The sequence below is a fragment of the Acinetobacter sp. F-1 genome (assembly GCF_022869025.1).
Lineage (GTDB): Bacteria > Pseudomonadota > Gammaproteobacteria > Pseudomonadales > Moraxellaceae > Acinetobacter > Acinetobacter pseudolwoffii.
On the sequence record NZ_JAJKFX010000010.1, the window covers coordinates 83,183 to 98,918 of the forward strand.

At 46.5% G+C, this 15,736-nt stretch carries 12 protein-coding genes; all 12 read left to right on the plus strand.

What is annotated here, in order from left to right; genetic code table 11:
• Window positions 1–3 precede the first annotated feature (3 nt).
• The 12 genes from LOZ91_RS10535 (at window position 4) to LOZ91_RS10590 (ending at window position 15,716) form a co-directional block, all read left to right on the plus strand.
• Complete coding sequence (locus LOZ91_RS10535; protein ID WP_244783160.1) at window positions 4–1,662, plus strand: portal protein; 1,659 nt, start codon at window positions 4–6, stop codon at window positions 1,660–1,662.
• Window positions 1,659–2,183 (plus strand): hypothetical protein, encoded by a 525-nt coding sequence (locus LOZ91_RS10540; protein ID WP_244783161.1) that lies wholly within the window; start codon window positions 1,659–1,661, stop codon window positions 2,181–2,183. Before LOZ91_RS10535 ends, LOZ91_RS10540 begins: the two co-directional genes overlap by 4 nt.
• Complete coding sequence (locus LOZ91_RS10545; protein WP_244783162.1) at window positions 2,176–2,796, plus strand: hypothetical protein; 621 nt, start codon at window positions 2,176–2,178, stop codon at window positions 2,794–2,796. Before LOZ91_RS10540 ends, LOZ91_RS10545 begins: the two co-directional genes overlap by 8 nt.
• Window positions 2,797–2,809: 13 nt before the next feature.
• The gene (locus tag LOZ91_RS10550; protein WP_244783163.1) at window positions 2,810–3,709 is read left to right on the plus strand and encodes a phage capsid protein; all 900 of its coding nucleotides are present in this window, start codon (window positions 2,810–2,812) and stop codon (window positions 3,707–3,709) included.
• Window positions 3,710–3,946: 237 nt separating this feature from the next.
• Window positions 3,947–4,510 (plus strand): hypothetical protein, encoded by a 564-nt coding sequence (locus tag LOZ91_RS10555; protein ID WP_244783164.1) that lies wholly within the window; start codon window positions 3,947–3,949, stop codon window positions 4,508–4,510.
• A complete protein-coding gene (locus tag LOZ91_RS10560) occupies window positions 4,510–6,534 on the plus strand; it encodes a carbohydrate-binding protein (protein ID WP_244783165.1) in 2,025 nt (674 codons plus the stop codon). The genes LOZ91_RS10555 and LOZ91_RS10560 overlap by 1 nt, the downstream gene beginning before the upstream one ends.
• 2 nt (window positions 6,535–6,536) lie before the next feature.
• Entirely contained in the window at window positions 6,537–6,989 is a 453-nt protein-coding gene (locus LOZ91_RS10565; protein WP_180050354.1) for a GNAT family N-acetyltransferase, read from the plus strand.
• Between the two features lie 2 nt (window positions 6,990–6,991).
• The gene (locus LOZ91_RS10570; RefSeq protein WP_244783166.1) at window positions 6,992–7,378 is read left to right on the plus strand and encodes a hypothetical protein; all 387 of its coding nucleotides are present in this window, start codon (window positions 6,992–6,994) and stop codon (window positions 7,376–7,378) included.
• Entirely contained in the window at window positions 7,378–9,408 is a 2,031-nt protein-coding gene (locus tag LOZ91_RS10575) for a methyl-coenzyme M reductase (protein WP_244783167.1), read from the plus strand. The genes LOZ91_RS10570 and LOZ91_RS10575 overlap by 1 nt, the downstream gene beginning before the upstream one ends.
• The gene (locus LOZ91_RS10580; RefSeq protein WP_244783168.1) at window positions 9,408–12,233 is read left to right on the plus strand and encodes a lytic transglycosylase domain-containing protein; all 2,826 of its coding nucleotides are present in this window, start codon (window positions 9,408–9,410) and stop codon (window positions 12,231–12,233) included. The genes LOZ91_RS10575 and LOZ91_RS10580 overlap by 1 nt, the downstream gene beginning before the upstream one ends.
• A gap of 64 nt (window positions 12,234–12,297) precedes the next feature.
• Entirely contained in the window at window positions 12,298–12,549 is a 252-nt protein-coding gene (locus LOZ91_RS10585) for a hypothetical protein (RefSeq protein WP_244783169.1), read from the plus strand.
• On the plus strand, window positions 12,546–15,716 hold the full coding sequence (locus LOZ91_RS10590; RefSeq protein ID WP_244783170.1) for a hypothetical protein: 3,171 nt from the start codon (window positions 12,546–12,548) through the stop codon (window positions 15,714–15,716). The genes LOZ91_RS10585 and LOZ91_RS10590 overlap by 4 nt, the downstream gene beginning before the upstream one ends.
• The last annotated feature ends 20 nt before the right edge of the window (window positions 15,717–15,736 follow it).

A 15,736-nucleotide genomic window follows, 5' to 3' on the forward strand; every position in this document is an offset into this window, starting at 1 on the left:
GGCATGAGTGATCGAGCAAGTCAAATTTGCAAACGGTTGGGTGAGCTTCGGGCAGAACGTGCCAAATATGAAGCCCACTGGACTGAATGCTACAAGTACGGAGCACCTGAGCGCCAACAGTGTTTTAGTGGTAGTTCAGGTTCCGAAGGCACAAGAGAAAAACAGCGTGCTGATTTGCTGGATTCTACTGCTGCCGAATCAATCCTGATCTTTGTATCTAACCTGATTGCAGGTACCACACCTGCAAACGCGATCTGGTTTAAAGCTGTGCCTGATGGTATGGACGATCAAGCTGAACTCACACCAGGTGAACACTGGCTTGAACAGGTCGCACAATTCTTATTTCGTAATATCCACGGCGCAAACTTTGACAGTGAAATCTACGACATGATCATTGATTTCGCCGTTGCTGGCTGGGGTGTGGTTTATCAAGACATTGACCGTGAAAAAGGCGGTGGCTTCACTTATCAGTGCTGGCCAATCGGTGAATGCTTTATTGCTTCCACGCGTCCAGATGGGCAAGTAGATACGATTTACCGCGAATACACCAAAACCGCTGCACAGCTGGTGACAGAGTTTGGTGAGAGCAAAGTAAGTGATGCAGTTCGTAATGCTTACCAGAGCCGACCAGATGACCGTTTCAAGATTGTGCATGTGATTGAACCACGCAAGGTCAAGGCATCAATGACCAACCGTGTATTGCTGCCGAAGAATATGCCTTTTGCTTCATATCATGTGGAAGTGGATGGGAAAAATATTCTGAAGGAATCTGGCTATAACGAATTTCCCTGTGCGGTACCACGTTTTAGAAAGATCCCGGGCAGCGTGTACGGAATTGGCATCATGTCTACGGCGTTACCAGATGCTAAATCAGCCAATGCTTTGATGCGTGACACCTTACGCAGTGCCGAGATTGATGTACTCGGTTTCTGGATTGCTGAGGATGACGGGATTTTAAATCCACGTACTGTACGTATCGGTGGCGGCAAGATCGTTCCTGCAGGAAACGTGGATTCAATGAAGCGCCTGGATAGTGGTCGGGGCTTTCAGGTCGCAGATCCGCTGTTAGATCGTCTTCAATCCAGCATACGCAGAAAGCTTATGGCTGATGGTATGGCTCAGCACTACAACACACCACCTACGGCCGCAGAGATTTATGCACGTGTCGACATGATTCGGCAGCAGCTCGGGCCGCTATATGGCCGTGCACAGGCTGAATTACTGGTTCCTATTCTTGATCGTGCTTTTGGTCTGGCATATCGGGCAGAAGCATTAGGCGAAGCACCAGAGGATCTACAGGGTCGCAACCTTTCATTCAAGTTTATTTCACCCCTGGCACGCGCTCAGAAGCTTGAGGAAGTGGCCAGTATTGAACGTCTTATGGCTTCACTTGGATCAATTATTGAAGTCGCTCCGGATGCACTGGACAACATCAATCTTGATGCAGTTCCACAAGTACTAGCAGCTGGTCTGGGTGCACCAACTTCAATCATGCGTACTACGGATGAACTTCAGGCATACCGTGAACAGAAAGCACAACAACAGCAACAGGCAGCTGCACAGGAGCAAGAAGCAGCTATGGCACAACAGATGACCGGTGCAGTCGCACAGGGCATGGGTAAAGGTCTGGAAGCACAAATGGTCAGTGAGGTGATGCAATGATTTTAATTATCACCGTTCTGGCCATCCTCTTACTGATTGCGTGTTACGGCTGGTGGAACTGTTACCGGTCTAAGCAGCTTGTAGAAGCTGTGAGCGAATTTAATAAAAATGCGGTTAATGAGATTCAGATTTGGCTTTATGAAGAAAAGCAAACAGTTGAAGCACTTAAGAATGAGCTTGCCAATCTTAAGGCTCAGCCTGATCGGGAATTTAAAGAGCTAGTCCAGGAGCAAGAGGGCGAATTAGGTTTTGGCCACCACGTTAAATGGCGTTCACATCGAAAGCCAACGGCGCAAACCTACCAGATTCACTTTGATATTGAGCCGAATGGCCAACGCATTTTAGAAGAACTTACAACGCGTTTTAAGCGCAATCCATTTACCGATGATGAACGCGAAACCTGCCGCCGTCTTGGCCGTGCGGAAGTCGTGGACTTCATTATTAACCGAATCAACACAGCAAATGATCCTCGTTATAACGAGCAATTAGAACTTGCACACATGGAGCAAAACAATGGATGAACAACCGATCCCAAACGCAGAGAACGTACCAGCAGTTGAACCAGTTCCAGCTCCAGCACCAACTCCGGGAGCAGAACCACAACCGACTCCGGGTACTCCGCCAGCAGAACCGGCACCAGTTGAAACAGATCCAGCAAAAGCGGTGCCAGAATCTGCCGATGCTTATTCAGTTGAAATTGATGGCTTCGATTTTGATGCTTTTAAAGCGGATAACGCTGAAGTACTGCAATCATTCCATGTTGAAGGCATGAACAATAAGCAGGTTGAAGCGGTCGTTAAAGCCTATGAACAACACCAATCCGTTCAAATGGAAGCCCTGCAGGAAGAATGGGGTAATGACTTTGGTGCAAATGTGAATCTGGCTAAACAGGCCATTGAAGCATTAGGTTTTCAGGCTTCGGATCTGGACTCACCAGTAGGTGCTTTAAAGCTGGCAGCTGCTATTGGTAAGCACATTCAAGAAGATTCACCGCCACAGAACACACAGCAAAGTGGTAGCGAAACCATTCAACAATTGCAAATGTCGGAAGCATACCGTAACGCAGATCATCCTGATCACAAGTCAGTGACGCAACGTGTAGACGCTTGGTATGCAAAACAATACGTAGATTAAGGGGTAGTAAAACATGGCTCAAGACATGGCTACAAATGGCGGGATGATTACCGCCGCATTCAAGCGTCAATTTCACGATGCGTTTGAAATTCAGTGTCAACAAACACAGTCAGTTCTTCAGGTACTGGCGCATGATCGCGGTCAGATCCAAGGTTCATCTTTCACAGTCAATGATCTTGGCGCAGTGGAAATGGAGAAGATGACGACTCGATTTGCTGATACCAAATGGTCTGTACCAGAATCCGGTACACGTTTGGCAGTAATGGAAGATTACGGTCTATTCGTACCAATCGATCCACGTGATGAAGCGAAGCTTTCAGCAAATCCGACTTCACCATACATGCAAGCGTGTCTAGCTGCAGAGCATCGTCAGCGTGACCGTGTAATTTACACGTCACTTGGTGCATCGGTACAGCGTAAAACTGCAGACGGCGAAAGCTACACAGCTACAGCGGTGCCAGCAGGTCAAACCATTGCAGCATCTGCCACACCAATGAATAAGGCTAAGATTGCCAAAGCACGTGCCTTGTTCCGTAAAAACCAGTGTGACAACTTGCCGCTATACATGATCTATAACTCAGAAATCCTTGAACAGATTCTGGTAGATGAAGAGCTGACCAAATGGGACCGCGACACGATCCAGCAGATTCAGGATGGTGATGTGGCTAAAAAATGGGGTGGCTTTATCTGGTTGCCTTATGAAGAGCTGGCAGATGGTGCAGGCGGTGATACTGAAGGTCGTACCTTTGCAGTTGCGAAAGGCTCAACTCACTATGGCCGTAATACGATCTCTAACTTTGACATTGTTACCCGTGCTGACAAATCAAACGTGAAACAGATCGGCGGTATCGCATCTTATGGTGCGGCACGTGCCAACGAGCAGAAGATTGTCTTGATCGACTTCCTTCGCTAAGTAGGGGCTTTGGCTCGACATCTTTGGAGAAGGGTGTCGGGTCTTTTTTACTCGGGAGATGTATTATGCTCCAATTTTTTAAGCGTCTATTCTGCTTTCACGATTTTGACTATGAATCTGATATTTTTATACAGATAGAGTGCCGGAAATGCGGAAAATGGCTGGATGAGTAAACGCAATACCCAACAAACCAATCCTTAAAAGCCTTCAAGATCATTAAAAATTGAGGGCTTTTTTATGTCTATTACAACCAGAACATCCATCGTCAATCATGCTTTAAGCCTGATCGGGGATAGCAATATTGCATCATTTGACGAGAACACAGCACGTGCTGAACGCTGCCGCAATATCTATGACCAGGTGCGGAAATCCACTCTCCGTGATCATCCGTGGTCGTGTGCAAAAAAACGTACCATTCTTGCGCCAGTCACCACATATCCGGCCTTTGGTTATACCCATTCTTTCCCATTGCCACGTGACTTCATTCGGATCATCAGCGCCAATACAGAAAAATACGAAGTAGAGAATCGCTACATTCTGGCCAATACCAACCAGATCAACCTTGAATATGTTTTTGACAACGATAACGAAGATTCTTGGGATTCAATGCTGGTGGAAGCCATGTCACTCAAGATGGCCGCAAAGCTATGTAAGCCGAATACCGGCAGTGATGCAGCAGGGCAATCTGCAGAAGCGCAATATCGTGATCTGATCAAGCGTGCACGTACGATCAATGCACAAGAACGACCTTCTGAAGACATCATCTATGAAGAATCACGCTATATTGGGAGTCGCTACTAATGAAGCAATGGCTACTTAAAAACAACCTGTCCAGCGGTGAGCTATCACCGTTACTGCATACCCGAACTGATGTGCAGCAATATGGCAACGGCGCAAAGAAACTGTTAAATGCTATTCCACTGGTGGAAGGTGGAGCAAAGAAACGTCCAGGTACTAAGTTTCGCGGCATCTTCGCAGGTGCATTGCGCCTGATCCCTTTTGTACCGAACTCGGATAATCCATTTCTATTGATCTTGGGGATTAATACTCTGCAGGTGTATGACCCTTTAACACAATCCGTGGTCCATACAGGAAGTACGCCGTACAACACAGCGACCAAAGTTGCACAGATCCAAGTGGCACACTCACGCTATCGCATGTTCTTTGTCCAAGGTGATCATCCGGTACATCGTCTGGTCTGCAGTAAGGACTTTGATAACTGGAACTTTGATCAATTCACTTTTGTCACCGCACCGGTGGATGAAATTAATACCACACCTAACGTGGCATTAACGCCGACTGGCGTGGAAGTGGGCAAAACCATTTCACTGAATGCAGCTGCTTTTCCGAACTGGAGTTCAACGGAAAATTACATCATTGGTGAGCGTGTTATTTATCTTGGCCAGACATGGCGTGCAATAGCGGATAGCACTGGACAGGTTCCAGCAGCTGAGAGTACCGATTGGGAATCTGTGACTGCAGGTGATGCGTCTGTATTCATTCCTGCGCATGTGGGGGCAATCATTTCGATTAATGGCGGCCAAGTCAAAATTACTTCTTATGTTTCTCCAACGGGTGTGCTGGGAGAAGTCATTGTTAAGCTGAATGCGCAAGTTCAGGCCATTGCCAAATCATGGACCTTAAATACTGCAGCGTTTACAGCAGCGACTGGCTACCCATCCACGGTGACATTCTTCAAACAGCGCCTGGTCTTTGCCAACACAAAGAACAACCCGAACCAGTTATGGGTTAGTGCAATCGGGAATGATGGTGATTTCTTGGAAGCAACGGACGATGCCAGTGCATTCAGCATGGCTTCATCTTCTGCACAAGCAGACAACATTCTGCATCTAGCACAACGTGGTGGTGTGGTGGCGCTTACTGGTGGATCTGAGTTTCTGATCAGTTCAACCGGTGCATTTACACCAGCATCTGCACAGATCGAACAGCATACAACTTACGGCGCACAATCCAATGTTCGTCCGTGTCTGGTGGGTAATGAACTGCTATTCGTACAGCGTGGCGGTAACCGTCTGCGTGCCTTGTCTTATCGTTATGAAGTAGACGGTCTGGTCAGTCCGGAGCTGTCAGCGATTGCACCACACATTGCAGAAGATCATGGCGGTATCAAGGAACTGACTTATCAGCAAACGCCGTACAGTCTGGTTTGGATGGTGCTCAATGATGGCAAGGTGGCCAGTATTACTTTAAACCGTGATCAGGAGATGAATGCCTGGGCACAGCATGACTTTGGTGGATCTGTACGCTCAATCTGTGCTTTGCCCCAAGCTGCAGGCAATGATCTGTGCTTCATGCTGGTTACGCGTAAAACTTCGGTTGTGCTTGAGCAGCTGGACGAAACATCATTCATGGATTGTGAGATTGCGCATAACGGCGCATTGGCAAACAGAAACCTGCATAACAGCACACAGTACCGATTCCAGAATGCAGATGGCTATTTCTACGATGACAACCAGCCAACATCCGGCACTTGGTTTGCTGGCCAGCCGTTCAATATGGAAGTTGAGTTTCTGCCACCGGATCACAGTCAAGTTCCCAATACTGCAATGTTCCATAAGATCCAGGCGCATGAAACGGTCTTGTATATCCGTAATTCAATTGGTGGCCAGTGCAACCAATACGATCTGGAACACAAGTCATTTAATCAGTCTGCCTTCCAGAACCTGACCTATACGGGGCCGGTCAGTGTCAGCATGAATGGCTGGTCAACCTTGCACGAAATGGAATTAAAAATAACACACAACAAACCGCTACCTTTCCACGTCCAGAGTGTAGCTATGTTGGTATCAATGAATGAGAGATAAAGATGCTTGTACGTGCAGCAACACTAAAAGATTTAGACACGCTTGTTGACTGGGGCAAGCGTCTGACCAGTGAATCACCACGGTTTAAGAAACAGGGCTTTGATGAAAAGCGGGCGCGTAATGTATTTACGCATTTGATTAATGAGCTTGAGTCTATCCTGATCGTGATAGATGAGTACCAGAACCCGGTCGGTACATTGATCGGTGCGATTGATATTGATTGGCGAACAGGCCAGAAACTTGCTTATGAGCAGGGTCTTTATGTTTTGCCGGAGTATCGTAAATCAGGTGCAGCCAGTGACCTGATTGAAACATTTAAGGTATGGGCAGAGATGAATGAAGCAGATCGTATTCAAGTCGGCACCATCACCGGCATTTATGCTGAACGTACTGTGAAGCTGTATGAATCTCTAGGCTTTGAGTTGGTCGGCTATGTTCTGGAAATGGAGGTCTAATCATGTGCAATCCAGGCGGAATCATGCAAGGCGTTCAAAACATGGCAAATGCTCAAATGGCAGATGCGGTGTCCAAAGGTAATGCCAAAACTATCAATTCAGTCGCACGTGCAGAAGCCGAAAAGATGAAGCGGCAAGGCAAAAGCAATGCTTCAACGGCGCGTGCACAGGCTGCGGAAAATGGTGTGAATGTTGATGTGGGTGCAGCAGCAATGCTTCAGGATGAGCATATTTCTGATGCAGCCTATAACGCTTCTCTCAATATCTCCGATGCTGGATATCAGTCCAAGCAGGTTCGCATGCAGGGCAAGATGCAACGTAATAATTATGCGATGCAAGCCGCATCTGACTTTATGGGTGCAGCATCAACAGGCGGAGGGTGGAAGTAATGGCGTTAATTCCAAAATCTCAAGGTCGGGATGTGTCTCGACCAGTGATGCAGCAGCATACGCCGATGACCGGACTCGGAAGTATTGGTAAGACAATCGACGGCATCATGGATGAACGCAGACGAAAATCCGATGAAGCCGATGTATCTGCCAAACGCGCAGAGCTTTATCACAATGATCTAGCTGAGAAAGAAGCCAAAGTTAAGCTAGATGATGTACTGACCACCGAGCTATCAGAGCAGGTTACATTGCTTAAAAACGATGTGGCCAACGGCGCAATGAATGCTGATGTAGCCAATAAAACATTACAGCAATGGTCTGAAAAGCGTTTCAAAGATATGGAAGGTGAGCTGCCCGGGCATGCTCACCAAGCATTAAGTCAGCACTGGTCTAGCAATGTGAGCCGTAATGCCACTGCATTCCTGCCATTGCAATTAAGCGCAGACTCCAAGAAAGGCACTGTACTTGCTGATCGTTATCTTGAGATCGGTACACGTATGGATCGTGAAGCTGGGGCTGAATACGTCAAATCCAACATTCAGAGCTTGAACATACCAGAAGCACAGAAACAGGCACTCATTTATAAATACCAAGGCACACGTGACCTGCAAGATATTGATGGGCGTATTACTTCGGCGGTTGAAAACAAGGACACAGCCAGCCTGCAGCAACTCATTACCGAAATGGATAACGGTGGTTTTGGTTTTACCGATGGCCCAACACTGCAGCAGAAAAAAGCTCAGGCGCTGAGCCGGATCGATGCAATCAATAAACAGGTTGAAGTTGAGGAAAATAAGCGTCTGCAATTAGCCGGCAAAGTTCTGAATGATTTTAAATCTCAGGTGCTGACTGGTCGTGCTTTAGATGATGATTATCTGGCAAGTGTAGGCGGTGCAGTGGTCGGTACTGAACATGAAGCCGAATATAACTTCTACAAATCACAGTCCAATAATTTTCAGCAGTTTTCTAACCTGTCTACATCTGAGCAGCTAAAGCGTATCAATGAACAGAAGGCGCGTGCCAAGAATAGCAAGACCACTGATGCTGTGAATGAGGAAAAGATTTTAGGCGTGTATGAGTCAATCCATAAGGAAAAGACAGAAACATTAAAAAATAATCCGAATCAGGCAGTCCGTGAAGCAGGTTTAGAAATACATAGCCTGAATGCTGGTGAGTTGAAAGGCAGCCCTAAATCATTTGCTGCAAAGGCGATTGATAACGGCGTGAGTCAATTGGCGCTTAAAGATCCAAACATTGTGGTGAAGCCTATTGCTGCAGAAGATCTGGCAGAAGCTAAACAAGCGTTTGAAGCCAAGTCTGTGAATGACAAGCTGGATTTTATTGGTGAGTTAATCAACCAGTCTAAAGGCGTACCAAATGGCAGTAAGATCTGGTCTGCAACCATGGGGCAGCTTGGCGGTGGTGATCTGTCATATCTTATGGCCGGTGTGGCACGTGCCAATAACTATCGTTCGGAACAAGGTGAAGATGTAGCAGCTGCGATTATTTCCGGCACTCAGGCACTTAAAAATAAAGCCTTGGTTGTTCCAAAGGACGATTTATTGCGTTCTGAGTTCAATAAGTACGTGGGTAATTCTGTATCCGGAGAAACGGCAAATATGTCTTATTCGGCATTCAAGTCGATCTATGTGCATCTGTCTGAGCGCAATGGCTACCAGCACAAAGACAAGGACGATATGAGCAAGGATCTGGTCAAGACTGCATTAAGCATGGCCACTGGTGGCGTATATGAACAAGGCGTGAAGTACGGCAATCAAAAGACATGGAAGGTATCGAAGCCATACGGCATGGATGATGACCGCTTTGAAAGTGAAGTCAGCAAAGGTTATGCCGCGATTTCTCAGGCCACTGGTATCAGCACAGCCGAACTGGAAGATTTACGCCTGCGCCGATCTGACAAGCGATCCAAGAAAGGCGAAATCCAATATGACCTGATCAATGAACGTGGTGCGCCGTTGCAAGTTGGTGGCGTGATGTGGCGGATCAACATGCAGGGAGCAACCAAGTAATGAGTAACTGGCTATCTGAATACTCCACTGATGATCAAAAGCAGGTTGATCAGCTCAACACACCAGGTGTGAGTTATGCACCTATTGAGCAGAAAGAAGAATCTGGCGCATTGTTTAAAGTGGCTGCACCGTTTCGTGGTGCAGCAGCTGGCTTTGCCAAAGTCGGTGATGCGATTGCTGCGCCAGTCGATGCGGTTGTAGACCGTGTTTCATATTCCCTTGATGATGTTGGCAAAGAAGAATTTAGCGAGCCGTATTCTGCTTACAAGGAGCGCAAGCAGAAGGCGCGTGATGATCTGGTATACGAGTCTATTGATTATCTGCAAGACAAAGAAAATACCGGCACAGTGGGCAATATCGCATTCAGTCTAGGCGACTATGCAACACGCGCAGTAGTTGGTAGTGCCGTCGGTGGTATCGCTGGTGCTGCGGCTGTAACTGGTGGATCTGAGACTAACTATGTCTATGGCGACTTAACCCGTGACGGCGTGGACGAAGAAACCGCTTTAAAAGTCGCTTTGACTGATGGTGCTGTGGCTGCGGTATCAACGGCTTTGCCTATGTCCTATGGTTTTAAAGGCACAGGTGGCGTGATTAAAGATGGCCTGCTTTCAGTTGGTGGTGCATCTGGTCTGTCCATTGGTGGCCAAGCTGCATCCGGTGCAATTCTTGAATCTGAAGGCTATGAAAAACAGGCTAAAAAATACGAAGTCACAACCGAATCAGTCACTACAGATATCTTGCTGAATACCCTGTTTTTCGGTGCAGCACGCGGTGCAGGTAAGTATCTTAACAATCCCGATGTCGCACCAGAACAGCAGCAGGCAGCACTGGTTTTAAATGAATTGGAGTTTGAAGATACGCTGGCACCAGTGAAGCCAGCCAATCCGGTTCAGGCCAATAACCATATTAAAAACTTGGATACAGCAACTGAAGCTCTGCGCATGGGTCGACCGGTAAACGTGGTGCATCCGGTTAATGGTGAGGATAAGCAGAAGCCAGTCAATTACGACACCATGGCTTTACCAACCAATGCCAAAACGATTGCACGTAAAGCACAACAGGCTGGGATTCCTCCAAATGTAGCTTTAACGATTGCTCATATTGAAACAGGTGGTTCATTCAGCCATACAGCCAAGAATCCAACATCATCCGCACATGGTCTGTTTCAGGTGCTGGATAAGTCGTGGAGTAACTTGGGCGGTGGTGATCGATCCAATATTGATGAGCAGATCCGCATTGGCTTCAAGCATATGAAGCAGGCAGAAAGCCATATCAAGAAAAGTATTGGCCGTGAGCTGCAACCGCATGAACATTATTTAGGGCACTTGCTTGGACCAGGTGGAGCGTCTGCGGTATTAAAAGCAGATCCTAACACTCCTTTGATCGATGTGGTTCGTAAGTACGATCCAAAGAACGCTAATGACATTGTGAAAAACAATGCTATGGAGGGCATGACGGTCGGGCAAGCAATTGGCAAATGGCGTAATAAGTGGAACAGTCTAAGCGCTCGATATGGTGGCAATGGTACCAGCACTGCAATCGGCATGGATGGATCAAGCTATGACATGGCTTATGAGGTCAAATCACTGGACGAACTGATTGCATCTAATGATCTGGCTTATGGTGTGAATCCGCTTTATCCATCGGAACTACAACCGCGTGACCGTACCCGTGAAGCATCACGTCAACAGATTGAACGTATGGCCGAGGATCTGCGACCTGAGTTGCTTGGTGAATCTCCAAAACTGTCTGATGGTGCCCCGATTATCGGCATGGACAACGTGGTTGAGTCTGGTAACGGTCGTACACTAGCCATTGCAAAGGCTTATGAATCGGGCCGTGCTGAAGAATATCGGGCCTTTCTGGAACAGTACGCATCTGAACGCGGCATTGATATTGCGGGTATCAATAATCCTGTTTTAGTCCGGACACGCTTAACCGATACCGACCGTACGCAATTCGCAAAACTGGCCAATGAGTCGGATGTGGCGCAGTACTCCGCAACTGAACGTGCTGTGAGCGACTCAGATCGTCTGCCTGATGCTTCTTTGCTGAAGATCAACAATGATGGCTCAATTAATTTAGATGGCTCTATGGACTTTGTGCGTGGCTTTGTCGGCTCATTGCCAAAGTCAGAACAGGGCACAGTGATTACCGGTGACGGACGTTTAAGCCAGGAAGGGAAACGCCGTATTGAATCTGCGATTATGCAGCGTGCTTATAATGATTCGTCATTAATTGGTCGTCTTGCTGAGAATCTGGACGATGACAGCAAGACTGTATTGAATGCCTTGTTACGTGCTGCACCGCAATTGGCACAGCTTGATAGCTTAGTGAAGCAGGGTGGTCGTCATCAAAATACTTTGGCCAAGGATTTGGCACAAGCAGCACAAAAGCTCAGTGATCTGAAAGCCAATGGCCAGACCGTACCGGATTATTTAAATCAAGGTCAGCTTATTGATGATGGGCTTTCACCTGGTGCGCGTGACTTCCTGAATGTCTTTGACCAAAACAAGCGTAGTACAAAAGCCATTGGTGAGAATATTCAATCCAAGATTGATGAAATTGATGCCATGGGAGATCCGCGACAAGGCTCATTGTTTGGTGATGGTCCAGAAGAATCAGCCGCTTTAGATATCATCATGCAGAATCCGGATCAGCAGATTTCAGTTAGTCGTATGCGACCAGATGGGGAAATGGAAGAAATTACCATGACCTTGCGTGAACGGCTGGATGAGCTGGAAGCAGAAGCGAAGCAAGCAGAACAAGACACACTTGCAGCACAGACTGCCATTAGTTGTGCTTTACAGTTTGGGGAATAAGTTACCCAACAAACCACACTTTTATTAATGCTCAGATGATGAAAATTATCTGGGCATTTTTATTATGAAACTAACTTATTCAGATGGCATTGTAATCGGAAGGATTAGTAAACGATCCAAATTAATTCTTTCAAATGAATATGGTTATCTCGGCTATTACTGGGGCTACAAATCATTTAGACCAGCTGAGATTAATTCAATCCAAGACCTTAATGACCTTAAATCACGAGCTATAGAGTATGGCGCAAAGATGGATTGGAATACCTATCAATGGGTACTAAATAATTTTGAAAAAATAAAAGGCGGTAAACAATGAAAGACCAATGCAAGGCCGCCGTAGCGAAAGCGCTCGGGAAGGCAACACTCAACCAGCAAGAAGCCACCAACATTGAAAACCGGATCAAGGATGCGATGAAGTCTTTGGCCAAAAAAGATATTCAAAACTGGCGCAATTTGTCTGATGCTGAAAAACTGGTGAAAGCAGGTGAGTTTGTCGCAGAAGATATCCAGGCACAATTAAAGCGAAAGCATGCTATTGCTGCAAATGATATTTTAACTCAAAGTAGAAACCTTGCCTTGTTGGATCATTCAACATTACCAGCCAGTGAAGTTGTTGATCGCATGGTGGCTTTTCATGGTGATATGTCTGGTGTTCAATCAATTGATTCTTGGGCAATAAAAGGCATAGCAACTGTACAAAAAGGTTATTTAACTGACTTCTATACCAACATCAAAGGGGGACTAGGAATCTTTACCGATGCAGATTTAGTCCAAAAAATTGTCCGTGAACGCTTTGGTGACAATACAGGCGACCCATTGGCCAAGAAGATCAGCGACAAAATGGGCGAAGTCTTTGAAGGGATGCGCGAACGATTTAACCGTGCCGGTGGTGATATTGGGAAACTGGATGATTGGGGATTACCGCAGACACATAGCTTAGAAAAGATTGTATTGGCCGGCAAACAGGCATGGGTACAGAAAGCTGAAAGCTTAATCGACACTTCAAAATACGTGCATGAGGATGGTTCATATTATTCACAGCAAGAGATCCGTGAACTTCTTGAATACTCATTTGATACCTTGAGCAGCAACGGTGCCAATAAAACCGAAATTGGCCGTCAATCTTTCGGGGGGAATTCCAAGGTCACCAGCCGACATTCTGAAAGCCGTGTATTGCATTTTAAGGATGCTGAATCGTGGATGGAATATCAGGCTGAGTTTGGCGGCATGCCGTTTGTGGATTTAGTCAATGCTCATATTGATGGATTGTCTAAAGATATTGCCATGGTTGAAAAGTTAGGCAGTAGTCCTAAAAATGCTATGCGTATTTTGATGGATGCAGCAAGAAATAAAGATTGGGAAAAAGGGGTTGATGCTGGCACCACAGAGAAAAATTTAAAGCGTGCACAAGTCATGTTTGACGAGTTCTCAGGCCAGAATACACCGCAATCCGAAGTGCTGGCCAATATGGGTCTAGCCTATCGGTCAATGAATGTGGCATCCATGCTTGGTGGTACCACAATTTCATCCACCACCGACCAGGCTATGATTGCAAAGACTGCATCGATCCATGGTATTGCCTACCGTAAAACCTTTGGTGAGCTGATTTCACAGCTTAATCCAGCAAATAAAGAAGATCGGCAGCTGGCACACAGCTTAGGTCTGGCCACAGAAGAAATGCTCGGCTCTATTGCACGTTGGTCTGATGATGGATTGACTTCCGTACATGGCAAGTCACAGAAACTGGCTCGGGTATCCAGTGGAATTGCTTCACAGGTTATGCGCATATCTGGCTTGAATGCACTCACAGCAGCTTCAAAAGTCGGTTTTACCAAGATGCTTATGCATAAATATGGCACTTTGACCCGCTCTAAAGCATGGGCCGATCTGGACGCAATGGATCGGGAGCTTATGGAAAAAACCGGACTAAATGAACGTGCTTGGGAAGTCATGCGTCTGGCTGATCCGGTTGTGGATCGTAAGGGCAATCAGCTCATGTCAGCACGTTCTATTTATGAAATTCCAGATGATAAGATTTTAAGTGCTGTGGATGGTGACGTTAAAGCTTTGACGGATGATATTGATAGTCAGATTAAAGCACTAGATGATCGTAACGCTTTAGATGATCAGCGCATGACCAACAGATCACAAAAGGTTGATGATGTTAAACGACAGCTATCACAACGTCTTCTAGATTATGCCAATCGAAAAGATGCTAAATCACAGGCTGAAAAACAAGCCCTTCAGGATCGTATTGATTTAATCGATGCGCAGAAGGAGGCTGCAACTGCTCAGACAGATATAAACCGTTATCTTCAATCAGAAAAGCAGGCTGGTCGAATTCAAGATTTCCTACAGCAAGTCGAAGATGGCCGTCACTCCGATAAAGCTTCAGAATCCACACGCAAGAATATTGAACACAATGCTAAGCAGTATGGGAATAGAGCAGAAAGTTTAGGTTATCGCCTTGGTAATGCTGAGCGAAGAATGACAGAGCTTCGTGCAAAAATGCGCAATGCAGATAGCAGTGCCAATAAATCTATTCAGCAGAAGTTTAAGGAACTGGATAAGCGTGTAAATACCTTGGATGCGGAGTTTATTGAATACCAGACAAAGGTTGCTGAGCGCCAGGCTAAACGTCAGCATGTCATGGATCGCCTTGCAAATAGCATTGATGGAGAGAAAAAATTATTAGCGCAAAAAATCCGTGATGAAGTGGCCACACAATTTCAGGCGCATTTACTGGATGAGCAGGGAATGGCGGTAGTTGAAGCCGGTCTACGTGAGCGCACATGGATGAGTGCAGGGCAAAAGAAAGGTACAGCCATGGGTGAAATTCTAAAAGGGATGCTTCAGTTTAAATCCTTTCCAGCAGCATTCTTGATGCGCCATGGTTCACGTACCATGGCACAGGATGGTGTGAAAGGTAAGGCGGCTTATGGGGTGTCATTATTTGCCATGACCACCATACTGGGCGCACTGGCGGTACAGCTTAAAGAACTGGCCAACGGTAACGATCCTTCAACCATGTGGGATAGTGACGATCCACAGAAGACTATGAACTTCTGGACGCGCTCAGCGGTTCAGGGCGGTGGTCTATCCATCTTAGGTGACATTCTGGTTGCTGGTACCGATACTTCAGGGCGCAGTACTTCGGACTTTATGGTGGGTCCATTGGGTTCAGACGTTAAAGCAGTGCTTGGTTTGACTGTGGGCAACCTGACGCAGTATTACGATGACAAGGACACCAATGCAGCCAATGAGGCATTCCGTTTACTCAAGAACAAGATCCCTGCGCAAAACCTGTTCTATACCAAAGCTGCGACTAATCGCCTAGTCTTTGATGAAATGCAGGACATGATTGCACCAGGATACCGCGAAAAACTTCTACGCAAAGCCGAACGTCAGCACGACCGGACGCGCTTCTGGGGTGATGATGTTGGTGATATTCAGATGCCTGATTTTGATAGACTTGTGCAATAAAAATAAGGCTGCAATTGCAG

Bases quoted from the DNA above. Each gene is read 5' to 3' on its own strand.
- LOZ91_RS10535 (WP_244783160.1), top strand. From the start codon at position 4: ATGAGTGATCGAGCAAGTCAAATTTGCAAACGGTTGGGTGAGCTTCGG.
- LOZ91_RS10540 (WP_244783161.1), top strand. From the start codon at position 1,659: ATGATTTTAATTATCACCGTTCTGGCCATCCTCTTACTGATTGCGTGT.
- LOZ91_RS10545 (WP_244783162.1), top strand. From the start codon at position 2,176: ATGGATGAACAACCGATCCCAAACGCAGAGAACGTACCAGCAGTTGAA.
- LOZ91_RS10550 (WP_244783163.1), top strand. From the start codon at position 2,810: ATGGCTCAAGACATGGCTACAAATGGCGGGATGATTACCGCCGCATTC.
- LOZ91_RS10555 (WP_244783164.1), top strand. From the start codon at position 3,947: ATGTCTATTACAACCAGAACATCCATCGTCAATCATGCTTTAAGCCTG.
- LOZ91_RS10560 (WP_244783165.1), top strand. From the start codon at position 4,510: ATGAAGCAATGGCTACTTAAAAACAACCTGTCCAGCGGTGAGCTATCA.
- LOZ91_RS10565 (WP_180050354.1), top strand. From the start codon at position 6,537: ATGCTTGTACGTGCAGCAACACTAAAAGATTTAGACACGCTTGTTGAC.
- LOZ91_RS10570 (WP_244783166.1), top strand. From the start codon at position 6,992: ATGTGCAATCCAGGCGGAATCATGCAAGGCGTTCAAAACATGGCAAAT.
- LOZ91_RS10575 (WP_244783167.1), top strand. From the start codon at position 7,378: ATGGCGTTAATTCCAAAATCTCAAGGTCGGGATGTGTCTCGACCAGTG.
- LOZ91_RS10580 (WP_244783168.1), top strand. From the start codon at position 9,408: ATGAGTAACTGGCTATCTGAATACTCCACTGATGATCAAAAGCAGGTT.
- LOZ91_RS10585 (WP_244783169.1), top strand. From the start codon at position 12,298: ATGAAACTAACTTATTCAGATGGCATTGTAATCGGAAGGATTAGTAAA.
- LOZ91_RS10590 (WP_244783170.1), top strand. From the start codon at position 12,546: ATGAAAGACCAATGCAAGGCCGCCGTAGCGAAAGCGCTCGGGAAGGCA.